This is a genomic window from Streptomyces sp. NPDC001056 (assembly GCF_053598955.1).
Genome location: NZ_JBSFLI010000053.1, coordinates 21,983 through 35,738, shown reverse-complemented (window position 1 = coordinate 35,738; position 13,756 = coordinate 21,983). Strand labels below are relative to the sequence as shown.

The following is a 13,756-nucleotide window of genomic DNA, read 5'->3' as shown; positions in this document are numbered from 1 at the left end:
TCGACCTCCTGGAAGGAACCCGGGTCCAGGAGCAGCTCGATCCGCTCCCGTGCCGTCAGCTTGCCCTTGGCGTGCTGCGCCGCGGTCGCCTTCTCACTGGGGCCGTCCACGGCCCGCGCACGGATGTCGTGCAGTTCGGCGACCCGTCCGCGCGCGTCCGTCGGCTCGCCGGTCGGCTCACCCGTCGTCTCTTCCAAAACGGTCATGTAGCGACCTTACGAAGGACCCCAAGGAAAGCGAGCCGTCGACTCCGTACAGTCTCAGGCCCGTTTTCCTGGTACCAGTGAACAGAACCATGGCGGCGTGCAGCCGTTCCGACTGCTCAGAGGCCGCTTGCGTTGTAGGGGATCCACAAATGCGGCACCGAGGATCGACCCCACATTAGTGGGACGCGCATGCCATCCCTGGAGTGACACAGCCCCTCGGACGGCCCTCCGCCGCGGGCCCGCCCCCACGGTACGCGCAGCCGTCGTGCACATCCGCCGCCGGGCGAGCATAGTGACTTCACGTCACCGGTACGACACGCTGCGCATGATGTTGAAATCTAAACGGAATGGGTCTACCGTCTGAGTCGTTGGGTTCATTGAACGTTAAACAACTGACTTCTGGGAGGACGTCATGGGCTTCTTCAGCCGCAAGGACAACGCGACCGCCACCCCCGCGCAGGCCGCCGGCCCCGGCCTGGCCGCGCTGACCGGCGACTACACGATCGATCCCGCGCACACCACGATCGAGTTCGTGGCCCGCCACGCGATGGTCACCAACGTGCGGGGCGGCTTCCAGGACTTCACCGGCAGCCTGCACCTCGACGGCCAGGACCCGACCAGGTCCACGGCCACGCTCGACATCCGGATGGAGAGCATCGACACCGGCAACGCCGACCGCGACGGCCACCTGAAGTCGGCCGACTTCTTCAAGACCGACGAGTTCCCGACCATGACCTTCCGCTCCACCAAGGCGGAGTCCCTGGGCGGCGAGGACTACCGCATCACCGGCGACCTCTCCCTGCTCGGCGTCACCCGGCCGATCACCATCGACCTGGAGTTCAACGGCGTCGCCAAGGACCCGTTCGGCAACGAGCGCGTCGGCTTTGAGGGCAAGGCCGAACTGCTGCGCTCCGAGTGGGGCCTGACCTGGAACGCCGCACTGGAGACGGGCGGTGTCCTCGTCTCCGACAAGATCAAGCTGAACTTCGACGTCTCCGCGATCAAGAACGCGTGACCCGTCGGCGGCACGGCCTGCCCACTCCGAGCGTGCCCGGCACCCCTTGACGAGGGGTCGCCGGGCACGCTCGTCCGCCGTGCGGACGGGGGCAGCAGGATGTCGCCCCCCTCCCGTGCCTTCATAAGCGTTGCGTATCAGTCTTTCCCCCGGTGTCCGAGAACAGAGCCTGCGAGTCGGTCATTTGATAAGCGACTGCGTACGATGCCGCGCATGGATCATCTCGCCGATGCCGCCGCTCTCCGCCGTGCCGTCGTCCGGATCAACCGGCGGCTGCGGCAGGAACGCGGCGAGGGGGGCCTCAGCCCCAATCAGCTCGCGGTACTGGGCCATCTGCACGCGCACGGCTCGGCCACGCCGGGGCGCATCGCGGCGGAGGAGCGGCAGCGGCCGCAGTCGCTGACGCGGGTGTTCGCGGAGCTTGAGGAGGAGGGTCTGATCATCCGGGAGCCGGACGCGGGCGACCGCCGGCAGTCCGTGCTGACGCTCACCGAACCGGGGCGGCGGGCGCTGGAGCGGGACACGGCCGAGCGGGACCTCTGGCTCGCCGCGGCCCTGAGCACGCTCGGCGCGACGGAGCGGGGCGTGCTGACGCTGGCAGCGGCGCTGCTGGAGCGGGTCGGCGCGATGGAGATACCCGGCACGCAGGGCTGAGCACGGGAGTGGCGCGTGCCCGGCGCGAAAAGCCGTACCCGTCCCCGTGTCACACCCGGCCGCCCCGTCTCGTCCCAAGGTCGCGACGACAGCGTCGGACAGTGTCCGCGATGCGGAGAGGGTGATGGTCATGCGGGTTTTCGTGGCGGGCGGGACCGGAGTGCTGGGACGGCGGTTGGTGCCCCAGCTGGTGGCCCGGGGGCATCAGGTCACGGCGACGACGACGAGCGCGGCCAAGCTGGGCCTGCTGCAACGGCTGGGCGCCGACGGGGTGGTGATGAACGGCCTGGACGCGGCCTCGGTCGGGGAGGCGGTGGGCGGGGCGCGGCCGGACGCGATCGTGCACCAGATGACGGCGATATCCATGGCGCACGCCGGCAAGCCCGACCTCAAGCACCCGGACCGGTGGTTCGCGCTCACCAACCGGTTGCGCACGGAGGGCACGGAGCACCTGGTGGCCGCCGCCGAGGCGACCGGTGTCCCGCACATCGTCACGCAGAGCTACGCGAGCTGGAACGGCGTCCGTGCGGGCGGCTGGGTGAAGACCGAGGACGATCCGCTGGACCTGCTGGAGGGGACACCCGCGCACGTGGGGATGCTGGCGCTGCGCCGGGGCGAGGAGGCGGTGCTCGGGTACGGCGGCGCGGCTCTGCGGTACGGCGCGTTCTACGGCCCCGGGGCGATCGACGACCAGGTGGTGCTCGTGCGCAAGCGGCAGTACCCGCTGGTGGGGCGCGCCACCGGGTACAGCTCGTGGGTGCATCTGGACGACGCGGCGAGCGCCACGGTGCTGGCGGTGGAGCAGCGGGCGAAGGGCGTGTTCAACATCGTGGACGACGAACCGGCCCCGGCCGCCGAATGGCTGCCGCATCTGGCCGCGTGCGCGGGGGCCAAGCCGCCGATGCGGGTGCCGAAGTGGCTGGCGCGGCTGCTGGCCGGGGAGCAGGCGGTGGTGATGATGACCGAGGGCCGCGGCTTCTCCAACGAGAAGGCCAAGCGGGAGCTGGGCTGGGAGCTGCGCTACCCGTCCTGGCGGCAGGGGTTCCGCGAGGAGCTGGCCGGGAAGGAGCCGGCGTGACCACGGCGACCGGGCCCGGGGTGCGGCGGACGGAGGAGTTCGAGGCGCTGCGGCCGCTGCTGTTCTCGATCGCCTACCGCCTCCTCGGCAGTGTGAGCGAGGCGGAGGACGCGGTGCAGGAGACGTGGCTGCGCTATCAGCGGTCGGCGGCGAACCCCGCCTCCGCCAAGGCGTTCCTCTCCGCCGTCGTCACCCGGGTCTCGATCGACGTGCTGCGTTCGGCGCGGGTACGGCGGGAGGCGTACGTCGGTCCGTGGTTCCCCGAGCCGCTGCTCGACGACCCCTACGAGGACCCGGAGCGCTCGGCCGAGCTGGCCGACTCGGTGTCCACGGCGGCCCTGCTGTTGCTGGAGCGGCTCAGCCCTCTGGAGCGTGCGGTGTTCGTGCTGCGGGAGGTGTTCGGTTTCGGCTTCGCGGACGTCGCGGTGGCGGTGGGGCGATCGCCGGCCGCGTGCCGCCAGCTCGCGCTGCGGGCACGCCGCCACATGGACGCGGGCCGCACGCGCTTCACGGCCGACCTGCGCGAACGCGAGGAACTCGCCGGGCGCTTCTTCGACGCCTTCCGCGAGGGCGATGTGGACGGGCTGCGGGAGTTGCTCGCCGCCGACGCCCGGGTCCTCGGCGACAGCGGCGGCAAGGCTCCCCGCTGGGGCGCGGGCGTCTCGGGCGCCGACCGGGTGGCCCGGCTGCTCGCGGCGCTCCGGCCGCCGTTCACCCGGATCGGCGGCATCGTGGAGCCACGCCGTCTGAACGGCCAGCCGGGCGCGGTCTTCCGGGACCGGGAGGGCCGGGTCGTCAACACGTGGACCCTGGACGTCCTCGGCGGCCGGATCCAGACCATCCGCACCGTCATCAACCCCGACAAGCTGGCGCATGTGGGACCGGTGGCGGACGCGTGGGCGGTCCTGCGAGAGGCGGGGCTGACGCGGCGGCCGGGGTGAACCGGGGCGGGGCGGGGTGGGGTGTCCCGGGGGCGAGTGCGGGGCGGGGGCGTGCGGGGCGGGAGGCGATTGCGGCGCGGGGGCCGGGCGGGAGGCGCGTGCGGCGCGCGGGGGGCCGGAGACCGTCGGGGCCGGGAGAACCGAGAGCCCGGGTGGCTTCACGCGCCCGGTGGCCCGGGGGGGCGGGGTGACCCCTGGGGCCCGGTGCCCCGAGGAACCCGGTGGCGCCGATGGCCGAGACGGCCCAGGGCCGGGAGGAGTCGAGAACCGGCAAGGCCGAGGACGCGGAGCGACCCCGACGACCGAAGCACCCCAAGCCCCGGAGAGCCGAGAACCGGCAAGGCCGAGAACAGGGAGCGACACCAACGACCGAAACGCCCCAGGACCCGGAGAGCCGAGAACCGGCGCGGCCCCAAGGGTCGGGGAAGCCGAGGTCCGGCTGGCGGCACGGTGACCCGAGGGATCGGAGCACCCCTGACCCGCGGGCGGCCCACGGAATCAGAGCGGCCCCGAGGCCGGGGCGACCCAAGGGCCGGGACCGGTCTCCGGGCCGGAGGCCGGGGCGCCCGGCGGCCCGGCGGCCGAAGGCCGGAGAAGCGGAGAAGCGGAGAGCCGGGGACGGAGAGGCCCGACGGCCGGTCGGCCCAGGGACCGCGGCCGGGGCCCAGGACCTTTGAAAGGCCGGGACCGAGCGCGTCCTGGGCCGAAGTGATCCCGCAGCGGGACCGACGGAAAGGGTGGGTCAGTCGCCGAAGCCGCCGCCGAAGTCGCCGCCGTCTCCCCCGCCGAAGCCGCCGCCGTCCCCGAATCCACCGCCGAAGTCGCCGGGGTCGAAGTCGGTGCCGGAGACGTCGCCGCCCTGGTAGTCGGTACCGCCGAAGTCGCCGTAGCCGGCGCCGTAGTCGGCCGCGTAGGAAGGGGTGGACATCATGTTGCCCAGCAGGGTGCCGAAGAGGAGGCCGGGAAGGATGCCGCCGCCGAAGTAGCCGCCGGCCCAGGGGCCGTAGGCGGGGCCGGCGTCCCAGTAGGGGCGGCGGCCGTACTCCGTGTCGACCTCGCGGACCGCGGGGTCGCGGCCGTCGGCGAGACGGGTGGCGTCGGCGGCGCAGACCGGCACCTCGCGCGGGGCGCCGCCGGGCGGGGTCCAGGTGGCGTCGGTGACCGAGGGGCCGTGACGGGGGTCGAAGAAGCACGGCGGACGGCGCTCGGGCAGCGGGCGGCGCTCGCGCCGGGCCGCCAACTGGGCGAGGGAGAACCGGCCGTCCTCCAGCGCCTCGGTGACCGGGCGGACGTCCTCCGGCCTGACCGCCTCGGCCATCCGCTGCTTGGCCGTCTCGTAGGCGTCCAGCGCGCGCTCGTAGTCGCCACGCATCGCGTCGTCCGCGCCGGGTTCCGCCGGGTGGAAGTCGAGCCGGTCGAGTTCCTCGCCGAAGGCGGTGATGTCCTCGTCCACCACCACCCGCAGCCGGTCCAGCGCGGCCCGCTGCTCCTCCTCGCGCCGTCGCCGGCCCCGCCGCACCAGCGCGTACGCGCCCGCGCCGCCCGCCAACAGCACCGCGGCGACCGCGATCAGACCCGCGGCGGACCCGCCCCCGCCGCCCGCGGCGTGCCAGCTGCGCGGGGCGTGGCCGCCCATGTTGGCCAGGGCGCGGTCGGTGAAGTCGGTGAGCTGGGTCCTGGTGTCCTCGCCGCGGACGCTGCCGACCAGGTTCTGCCGGGCGGTCGGCGACATGACGGACGCGTCGGCGCGGGCGTCGAAGCGGTCGCCGAGCCGGATGCCGTACAGGCCGGTGATGCCGGTGGCCGCGCGCAGGTCGCGGAAGAGGTTCGCGGTGGGGTAGCCCGCCGGGAGGACGGCGATGAACAGTGGTTTGTCCGCGTCCTTGATCCGTTTCGCGAGCGCGTCGGCGTCCGCCCGCGACAGCTGGCCGGCGGCGGCCGGGTCGACGTAGACCGGGCCGGAGCGCAGGGCGCGGGCGATCGTGGAGACGCCGGTGTCCGCGCTCGCCCGGGGGGCGAACAACGTCGCCAGAACCAGGACGAGCACGGCCGGCAGCAGGACGGGGAGGCTTCGGGTCCGCGGGACGGCCTTCATGTCTCGACGCTACCCGAAGCCTCCCTCACGGGGTGGTTCAGGACGGTCCGGTCAGGCCGCCCGGTACGCCTGCGCCAGCTTCTCCACCGCCTTCCCGTAGTGGCCGGTCAGCAGCAGATGGTCGGCATCGGCGAACGGCTTCGCGACGGCCGCCGTCATCCGCTCCCCCGCCTTCTGCTGGACGAGCAGCCGGGCCTGCGTGACCAGGTCCCGCCCGGTCCGCCGATCCCCGCGCCGCTCGGCCGTCGCCGCCCGCGCGGCCAGCGACTTCAGGGTGTCCGCACCGCCGTGCGGGACGGCGGTGCGGGTGGTCAGGCCCCACCCGTAGGGGAACTGGGGGTCGTAGGACGCGTCGCCCACGTTGATCGGGAGCTGGGCCTCGGACTTCGGCCAGGTGACCGGGAGCTGCCCGGTGAAGGGCCGGGCGCCGTAGAGGACGTCGGCGACGCCCTCGCCCTCGGTGCCGGGCAGCCAGGAGGCCACCAGGGAGTCGATCTCACCGAGCCGGTCGCCGATGAGCTGGGGGCGGCCGGAGACGATCAGCACCACGCACTTCATCGCGCCGCACACCTTGTCCACGGCCGCCTGGTCGGCCGCCGACAGCGACAGGGAGTGCCCGTTGCCGACGTCGCCGACGCCCTCGGCGTACGGGGTCTCGCCGACGACGACCACGCCGACGTCGTACCCGCCGGTCGGCGCGGAGGCGTCCTTGGAGTACGTGACGTCGCCGCCCGCCTCGCGCATGCCCTGGAGGATGGTGGTGCCGGGCTCGGTGTCGCCCGAGGAGCCCTGCCAGGTGAGGGTCCAGCCGCCGGTCTGGTTGCCGATGTCGTCGGCGTTGGACCCGGCCACGTACACCTTCTCGCTCTTCTTCAGCGGCAGCAGCCCGCCGCTGTTCTTCAGCAGCACCTGGGACTCGGCGGCCGCCTCGCGGGCGACGGCGCGGTGGGCCGGGGAGCCGATGGCCGCGGCGCCGCGGGTGTCGGCGTAGGGATGCTCGAACAGGCCCAGCTCGAACTTCTCCTTGAGGATGCGGGAGACTGCGTCGTCGATCCGCGCCTCGCTGACCCGGCCCGCCTTCACGTCGTCGACGAGCGTGCCGCTGAAGTCCTTGTAGGTGTACGGCACCATCATCATGTCGACGCCCGCGTTCACGGCCGTGCTGACGTGGTCGGCGTAGTCGCCGGGGAGCTGGTCGATGGCGTTCCAGTCGCTGATGACGAAGCCGTCGAAGCCCATCCGGCCCTTCAGCTCGCCGTTGATCATGTCGCCGCGGGCGTGCATCTTGACCGCGCCCTTGCCGTCGCCGGTGATGTCGAGCGAGGAGAACGACGGCATGACCGTGCCGATGCCGCGCCGCACGGCGGTCCTGTACGGCGCCAGGTGGATGTCCTCCAGCTGCTGCCGGGTGACGGTGGTGACGCCCTGGTCGATGGTGTAGGTGCCGGTGGTGGAGGAGCCGTAGGCGGTGCCGCCGTCGCCGACGAAGTGCTTGGCGGTGGCGAGGACCTTGTCGTCGCGGCTCAGCTCGCTGCCGTCCGCGCTTCCTTGGAGGCCCTGGATCACCGTCTCCATGGACTCCACGAGGGCGGGGTCCTCGCCGAAGGACTCGTAGGCGCGGCCCCAGCGTTCGTCGCGGCTCACGCACAGGCAGGGCGCGAAGTCCCAGGGGACGCCGGTCGCGCGCACCTCGGCCGCGGTCACGGCGGCGGTCCGCTCCGCGAGGCCGGGGTTCCTGGTGGCACCCATGCCGATGTTGTGCGGCATGACCGTGGCACCGTAGAGGTTGTTGTGGCCGTGCACCGCGTCCACGCCGTAGATCAGCGGGATCTGGAACCTCGTCGCCTGCGCCTGGAGCTGGAAGCCGTCGATCATCCGCGCCCAGCCCTCGGGTGTGTTGGGCGTGGGCGTGGAGCCGCCGCCGGACAGCAGCGAGCCGAGGTCGTACGAGGCGATGTCGCCCGGCGTGGCCAGGCCCGCGCGCTCGGCCTGGGTCATCTGCCCGGCCTTCTCCGCGAGGGACATCCGGGACAGCAGGTCGGCGACCCGCTTCTTCACCGGCAACTTCGGGTTCAGGTACGGCAGTCCGTGCGCGTCGATGACGACCTGCGGGGTCTGGTCCGGAGCCTTGGCGCCGTCGACCGTGAGCTTGAGCGGGACGGTCTCGGCGGACTCGGCGGCCTTGTCCACGCGGGTGGGCACGCTGATGGTCCGCGTGCTGCCGGACGGCGCGCCCGCCGGGAAGGTGAGGGTGCCGGAGACCGGGGTGTAGTCCCGGCCCGCGGTGGCGGTGCCGCCGGCGGTGGTGTAGGTGACGGTCACCGGCTCGTCCACGGGCTGCTCGCCGGTGGTGGCCAGGGTGACCCGGACCTTGGCGGTGGCTCCCTCGGTCACCGGGTAGACGGGCGCGTCGGTGGTGACGGAGGCGTGCAGCGCCTGGTCGGCCTTGCCGTACAACTCCACGTCGTCCATGGCGAATTCGCCTTTGAGGCCGACCGGGAGCGTGACGGAGTAGCCCCACATCCGGGTGAGGCCCAGGACGTGGTCGATGCCGCCGACGGGCTGGTAGTCGGTGCGGTACGTGAAGTCGCCGAAGGGGATCTCGATCTGCTTCCAGCCGGTGAAGTCGTCGGTGAAGGAGGCCGTCCACAGCTCGGACGCCTCGCCGTTCGCGCCGCCGTCCTTGATCTCGAAGGCGACCTTCTTGCCGTTGTCGTGCCCCTCCCACCAGAAGCGGATGCCCTGATGGGCCGACCAGTCGTGGGCGGGCTGGTCGGCGGCGAAGTCATGGGTGAATCCGCCGTAGCCGCTGATGTCGTAGGTGCCGCTGAGCACCTTGGCGCCCTCGGGGGCGTCGGCGCGGTCGGCGAGGCGCAGCGTGGGCGGGTCGTCGCTGTCGCCGCCCCAGGTGAAGATGCCGTCGGCGGGCTGGGACGCGAAGGGCACCTCGCCCTCGAAGCGGTCGACGGGCACCGGTGGCGGATCGGCGGCGGCGTGCGCCGCGGCGGACAGGGGCAGCAGGGCGGCGAGCAGGACCCCGGGGACGAGCAGGGCGGTTCTTGGCCTTGGCATGGACCTTCCCTCGGCTCTCATGGTTCACTCATGGCTTAGCTCACGGCGTGAGTTAACTGACGGCACACCAACTCGTCAAGACCGCATGTCGGTTGAACCCGCCCGCACACCCCCGCTTGGTCGACCCGAGAGGAATTGCCTGGACGTGGCCGGCGCGTCGAGCGCGAACGGCACCGCCGTACAGCTCTACGACTGCAACGGCACCGGCGCCCAGCAGTGGTCGTACGACGCCACCACCCATGACGTGGTGAACCTCGCCGCGGACAAGTGCCTGGACGTCACCGACGACTCCTCGGCCAACGGCGCCCGTGCCCAGATCTGGTCCTGCACGGGAGCGGCCAACCAGAAGTGGCAGCTGCGGTGACGAGCGGCCCGGGGTCGGCTGGGGGACGATGAAGGGGTCCGGCGTCCCCCAGCCGGTTCGTCCCCCGGCCGGCTCGTCCCCGACCGGTTCGTCGCTCGCCGAGGGAGCGGGATCATGCGCGAGTTCCTGGTCGAGATCACCACCTCCGTGCCCGAGGGCACCACCGAGGAGCAGGTCGCCGAGCGGCGGGCCGCCGAGGCGGTACGCGCCCGGGAGCTGGCGGCCACCGGTCACCTCGTCCGGCTGTGGCGCCCGGTCGGCGAGACGCGCAGCATCGGGGTGTGGCGTGCCGCCGACGAGGCCGAGCTGGATGAGAAGGTGCTCGGTACGCTGCCGCTGCGGCCCTGGATGAGCCTCACCGTCACCCCGCTGGAGCCCCATCCGAACGACCCGGGCCGCGTCTGACGCCCTGCCGCCCCGGCGACCTGGAGCCCCCATGACCACACCGCAGGACCTGTTCCTCGTCAGCGTGGACGTCCCCGGCGCGCGCCCCGTGGAGCAGGGCGACCTGTCGCTGGCCCTCGCGGGGGCCGAGCTGGTCGACCTGCTCGGGACACGGGCGCTCACCCTGGACGGCGAGCGCATCGTGCCGGGTCCGGTGCTGGCCACCGGTGACCGGATGCTGGACGAGGCGGACGCCGCGCTCGTCCGGCAGGAGCCGTACGAGACGGTCGGGGACTGGCTGTGGCGGCGGGGGCGCGGGCTCGCCGCGGCCTATCACGACGCGCTGGACACCGAGGGACGGCTCACCGGGAAGCGGCGGCACTGGCTGCCCCGGCGCGGCGGGGACGAGGCCAGGGCCGACACGCCCGCACGGCGGCACGCGGCCGACCGCTGGTGGTCCCACGAGCCCGTGCTGACCGCCCTCGCCGTGCCACTGGGCATCGGTGAGGACCGCGCGGACGGCAACGAGGACGCCGACGACGCCGTCCTCACCGTGCTGGCCGCCGTCGGCGACGCGGTCACCGAGCTGACGGCCGTGCGGGAACGGCGGCGGATCGAGAACGCCGCCTTCGACAACATCTGGCGGGCGCCCTGAGCGTCGTGGGGCCGGGCGCCGCACCGCCGTACCGTCGAACTCCTACTTGGCCGGTTCCACGCCCGCCCGCAGCAGGCCGTACGTGTACGCGTCCTCCAGCGCCTGCCACGACGCGGCGATGACGTTGTCCGCGACGCCCACCGTGGACCACTCGCCGGCGCCGTCGGAGGTGGAGATGAGGACCCGGGTGGTGGAGGACGTGCCGTGGCGGCCCTCCAGGATGCGGACGCGGTAGTCGACCAGTTGCAGGCCCGCGAGCTGCGGGTAGATCTTCTCCAGGGCGACGCGCAGCGCGCGGTCGAGGGCGTTGACCGGGCCGTTGCCCTCCGCGGTGGCGACGATGCGCTCGCTCTTGGCCCACAGCTTGACCGTGGCCTCGTTGGCGTGGCTGCCGTCGGGACGGTCCTCGACGATCGCCCGCCAGGACTCCACGTCGAAGTACTTCAGCGCCCTGCCCTCGACCTCGCCGCGCAGCAGCAGCTCGAAGGAGGCGTCGGCGGCCTCGTAGGTGTAGCCCTTGAGCTCGCGCTCCTTGACGCGGGCCACCACCCGGCCGATCAGCTCGCGGTCGCCGCCGAGGTCGACGCCGAGTTCCTTGCCCTTGAGCTCGACGGAGGCGCGGCCCGCCATGTCGGAGACCAGCATCCGCATGGTGTTGCCGACCAGCGCCGGGTCGATGTGCTGGTACAGGTCCGGGTCGACCTTGATCGCGGAGGCGTGCAGCCCGGCCTTGTGCGCGAAGGCGGACACGCCCACGTACGGCTGGTGGGTGGAGGGCGTGAGGTTGACGACCTCGGCGACGGCGTGCGAGATCCGGGTCATCTCGCGCAGCCGGCCCTCGGGCAGCACCTTCCTGCCGTACTTCAGCTCCAGGGCGGCGACGACGGGGAACAGGTTGGCGTTGCCGACGCGCTCGCCGTACCCGTTGGCCGTGCACTGCACATGGGTGGCGCCGCCGTCGACGGCGGCCAGCGTGTTGGCGACCGCGCACCCGGTGTCGTCCTGGGCGTGGATGCCGAGCCGGGCGCCGGTGTCGGCGAGCACCGTGGCGACGACCGCGTGCACCTGGGCGGGCAGCATGCCGCCGTTGGTGTCGCACAGCACCACCACGTCGGCGCCGGCCTCCGAGGCGGCGCGTACGACGGCCTTGGCGTACTCGGGGTTCGCGCGGTAGCCGTCGAAGAAGTGCTCGCAGTCCACGAAGACCCGGCGGCCCTGCTCACGCAGGTACGACACGGTGTCGCGGACCATCTCCAGGTTCTCGTCCAGCGTGGTGCGCAGGGCCATCTCGACATGGCGGTCGTGCGACTTGGCGACCAGCGTGATCACCGGCGCGCCGGACTGGAGCAGCGCCCTGACCTGGGGGTCGTCCGCGGCCTTGGCGCCCGCGCGGCGGGTGGCGCCGAAGGCGACCAGCTGGGCGTGCCGGAAGTCGATCTCGTTCTGGGCGCGGGCGAAGAACTCGGTGTCGCGCGGGTTGGCGCCGGGCCAGCCGCCCTCGATGAAGCCGACGCCGAAGTCGTCCAGGTGCCGGGCGATGGCGAGCTTGTCCGCGACGGTGAGGTTGATGCCCTCGCGCTGCGCGCCGTCACGCAGCGTGGTGTCGAAGACGTGGAACGAGTCGTCGAGCTCGCTGGTTGCCGTCTCGGTCATGGTCTCAGGACTCCTGTTGTGGATCTTCGGTCTTACCGGAATGACCGGCTCCACCGTCCCCCCAATACTCCCCCGCGCTCGGTTCACGGCTGAAGGTGGGCCGTAAAACGAAAAAACCTCTCGCGGATGCGAGAGGTCTGCGCGCGGGTCGAGGACGACGGTGGCCACCCGCACCTGTTCGTACGAGATGGTCACTGCGGACCGGCGCGCCTGCTGCCAATAATCGTGGCGAACGTAAGCACGGGGGAAGTCTCGCACAGCGACGCCCCCGGCTCACCGTCCGTCTCAGGATGCGGTCGTCACACTGGACTCCCCCGCACCGATCGGCGCCTGTGTTCCGGCCAGATCCAGGTCCTTCGTCTCCCGCATGGTGACGTACACCACGAGCGACACGGCAGCGCAGCCCGCCACGTACCAGAAGAATCCGGACTCGATCCCGGCGTTCTTGAACCACAGGGCGATGTACTCGGCGGTGCCGCCGAAGAGGGCGTTGGCGAGGGCGTAGGGCAGGGCGACGCCCAAGGCGCGGACACTCGTCGGGAACAGCTCCGCCTTCACACAGGCGTTGATCGAGGTGTAGCCGGTGACGATCACCAGGGCGAGCAGGGAGAGGCCGAGTGCGGGCCAGTAGCCGCCGGCGTGCCCCAGCAGCTTCATGATCGGCACGGTCAGGACGGTGGAGCCGACGGCGAAGGTGATCAGCAGCGGCCGTCGGCCGACCCGGTCCGACAGGGCACCGGCGAGCGGCTGGAGCCCGGCGAAGACGATCAGCGCGGTGAAGGAGACGAGGGTGGCGGTGTCCTTGGACAGGCCCGCCGAGTTGGAGAGGTACTTGGTCAGATAGGTGGTGTACGTGTAGTACGCCACCGTGCCGCCCATGGTGAGCGCGATGACGAGGAACGCCTCGCGCCGGTGCCGCCACAGGGCGCGCAGGGTGCCACGCTCCTCGGCGGCCCCGGGGTTCCCGGCGCGGGCGGCGTGGGCGGCGTCCTCCTCGTACACCTCGCTCTCCAGCATGTTCCGGCGCAGGTAGAAGACGACGGCCGCGCCGAGGGCGCCGACGGCGAACGGGATGCGCCAGCCGTAGCTGTGCAGGGCCGTGTCGGACATGGTGCGCTGGAGGACGATCTGGAGGCCGAGGCCGATGATCTGGCCGACGGTCATGGACACGTACTGGAAGCTGGAGGCGAAGCCGCGCCGCCTCGGGTCGGTGGCCTCGGTGAGGTAGGTGGCGCTGGCCGCGTACTCGCCGCCCACCGACAGGCCCTGGAGCAGCCGGGCGACGAGCAGCACGAGGGCGCCGCCGTACCCCGCGACCGCGTACGTGGGCGCGACGGCGATCAGCACCGCCGAGGCCGACATCAGCGTGACGGTCAGCGTCAGCGCCGCCTTGCGGCCCCGGCGGTCACCGACCCGGCCCAGCAGCCACCCGCCGACGGGCCGCATGAAGAACCCGACCGCGAAGATCCCGGCGGTGTTCATCAACTGCGCGGTGGGGTTCCCACGGGGGAAGAACGCCCCGGCGAAGTAGGTGGCGAAGCTGGCGTACACGAACCAGTCGAACCACTCGACCATGTTCCCCGCCGAGCCGACCCAGATCTTCTTCCAGTGTTGGAGTCCCATGGCCGGTTACCTGCCC

The 13,756-nt window shown here is 72.3% G+C and carries 11 protein-coding genes and 1 pseudogene; 7 read left to right on the top strand and 5 right to left on the bottom strand.

Translation table 11 applies throughout. The annotated features are described in order from the left end of the window. Window positions 1–206: carboxyl transferase domain-containing protein (locus ACWDD7_RS35420; RefSeq protein WP_450460422.1), on the bottom strand; the 206-nt coding region annotated here is incomplete at its 3' end. A gap of 412 nt (window positions 207–618) precedes the next feature. Here ACWDD7_RS35420 and ACWDD7_RS35415 point away from each other — a divergent pair. From ACWDD7_RS35415 to ACWDD7_RS35400, 4 genes are all read left to right on the top strand, one after another. Beyond that, on the top strand, window positions 619–1,221 hold the full coding sequence (locus ACWDD7_RS35415) for a YceI family protein (RefSeq protein WP_450460421.1): 603 nt from the start codon (window positions 619–621) through the stop codon (window positions 1,219–1,221). 213 nt (window positions 1,222–1,434) lie between these two features. Next, a complete protein-coding gene (locus ACWDD7_RS35410) occupies window positions 1,435–1,875 on the top strand; it encodes a MarR family winged helix-turn-helix transcriptional regulator (protein WP_450460420.1) in 441 nt (146 codons plus the stop codon). A gap of 124 nt (window positions 1,876–1,999) precedes the next feature. Beyond that, window positions 2,000–2,953 (top strand): NAD-dependent epimerase/dehydratase family protein, encoded by a 954-nt coding sequence (locus ACWDD7_RS35405; RefSeq protein WP_450460419.1) that lies wholly within the window; start codon window positions 2,000–2,002, stop codon window positions 2,951–2,953. Window positions 2,954–2,973: 20 nt separating this feature from the next. Then, complete coding sequence (locus ACWDD7_RS35400) at window positions 2,974–3,894, top strand: RNA polymerase sigma-70 factor (protein ID WP_351877259.1); 921 nt, start codon at window positions 2,974–2,976, stop codon at window positions 3,892–3,894. Between the two features lie 742 nt (window positions 3,895–4,636). Here the strand turns inward: ACWDD7_RS35400 and ACWDD7_RS35395 are convergent. Together ACWDD7_RS35395 and ACWDD7_RS35390 are read right to left on the bottom strand one after the other, a co-directional pair. After that, on the bottom strand, window positions 4,637–5,989 hold the full coding sequence (locus tag ACWDD7_RS35395; protein WP_450460418.1) for a hypothetical protein: 1,353 nt from the start codon (window positions 5,987–5,989) through the stop codon (window positions 4,637–4,639). 51 nt (window positions 5,990–6,040) lie between these two features. Beyond that, complete coding sequence (locus ACWDD7_RS35390; RefSeq protein WP_450460417.1) at window positions 6,041–9,061, bottom strand: glycoside hydrolase family 3 protein; 3,021 nt, start codon at window positions 9,059–9,061, stop codon at window positions 6,041–6,043. Window positions 9,062–9,197: 136 nt separating this feature from the next. Here ACWDD7_RS35390 and ACWDD7_RS35385 point away from each other — a divergent pair. From ACWDD7_RS35385 to ACWDD7_RS35375, 3 genes and pseudogenes are all read left to right on the top strand, one after another. Then, window positions 9,198–9,425 (top strand): annotated as a pseudogene (locus tag ACWDD7_RS35385) (ricin-type beta-trefoil lectin domain protein); the annotation flags it as partial. Window positions 9,426–9,539: 114 nt separating this feature from the next. Then, window positions 9,540–9,830, top strand: coding sequence for a muconolactone Delta-isomerase family protein (locus ACWDD7_RS35380; protein ID WP_351877247.1), 291 nt, complete (start codon window positions 9,540–9,542; stop codon window positions 9,828–9,830). Between the two features lie 31 nt (window positions 9,831–9,861). After that, complete coding sequence (locus ACWDD7_RS35375; protein WP_450460416.1) at window positions 9,862–10,464, top strand: GPP34 family phosphoprotein; 603 nt, start codon at window positions 9,862–9,864, stop codon at window positions 10,462–10,464. A gap of 42 nt (window positions 10,465–10,506) precedes the next feature. Here the strand turns inward: ACWDD7_RS35375 and cimA are convergent, their stop codons facing one another. Further along, window positions 10,507–12,117, bottom strand: a complete 1,611-nt coding sequence (cimA, locus tag ACWDD7_RS35370; RefSeq protein ID WP_450460415.1) for a citramalate synthase — start codon at window positions 12,115–12,117, stop codon at window positions 10,507–10,509. 285 nt (window positions 12,118–12,402) lie between these two features. Continuing rightward, window positions 12,403–13,740, bottom strand: a complete 1,338-nt coding sequence (locus tag ACWDD7_RS35365) for an MFS transporter (RefSeq protein WP_450460414.1) — start codon at window positions 13,738–13,740, stop codon at window positions 12,403–12,405. Window positions 13,741–13,756: the final 16 nt, after the last annotated feature.

What these genes read in the sequence shown, in the direction of transcription:
- ACWDD7_RS35415 (WP_450460421.1), top strand. Translation starts at nt 619, where the DNA reads ATGGGCTTCTTCAGCCGCAAGGACAACGCGACCGCCACCCCCGCGCAG.
- ACWDD7_RS35410 (WP_450460420.1), top strand. Translation starts at nt 1,435, where the DNA reads ATGGATCATCTCGCCGATGCCGCCGCTCTCCGCCGTGCCGTCGTCCGG.
- ACWDD7_RS35405 (WP_450460419.1), top strand. Translation starts at nt 2,000, where the DNA reads ATGGTCATGCGGGTTTTCGTGGCGGGCGGGACCGGAGTGCTGGGACGG.
- ACWDD7_RS35395 (WP_450460418.1), bottom strand. Translation starts at nt 5,989, where the DNA reads ATGAAGGCCGTCCCGCGGACCCGAAGCCTCCCCGTCCTGCTGCCGGCC.
- ACWDD7_RS35390 (WP_450460417.1), bottom strand. Translation starts at nt 9,061, where the DNA reads ATGCCAAGGCCAAGAACCGCCCTGCTCGTCCCCGGGGTCCTGCTCGCC.
- ACWDD7_RS35380 (WP_351877247.1), top strand. Translation starts at nt 9,540, where the DNA reads ATGCGCGAGTTCCTGGTCGAGATCACCACCTCCGTGCCCGAGGGCACC.
- ACWDD7_RS35375 (WP_450460416.1), top strand. Translation starts at nt 9,862, where the DNA reads ATGACCACACCGCAGGACCTGTTCCTCGTCAGCGTGGACGTCCCCGGC.
- cimA (WP_450460415.1), bottom strand. Translation starts at nt 12,117, where the DNA reads ATGACCGAGACGGCAACCAGCGAGCTCGACGACTCGTTCCACGTCTTC.
- ACWDD7_RS35365 (WP_450460414.1), bottom strand. Translation starts at nt 13,740, where the DNA reads ATGGGACTCCAACACTGGAAGAAGATCTGGGTCGGCTCGGCGGGGAAC.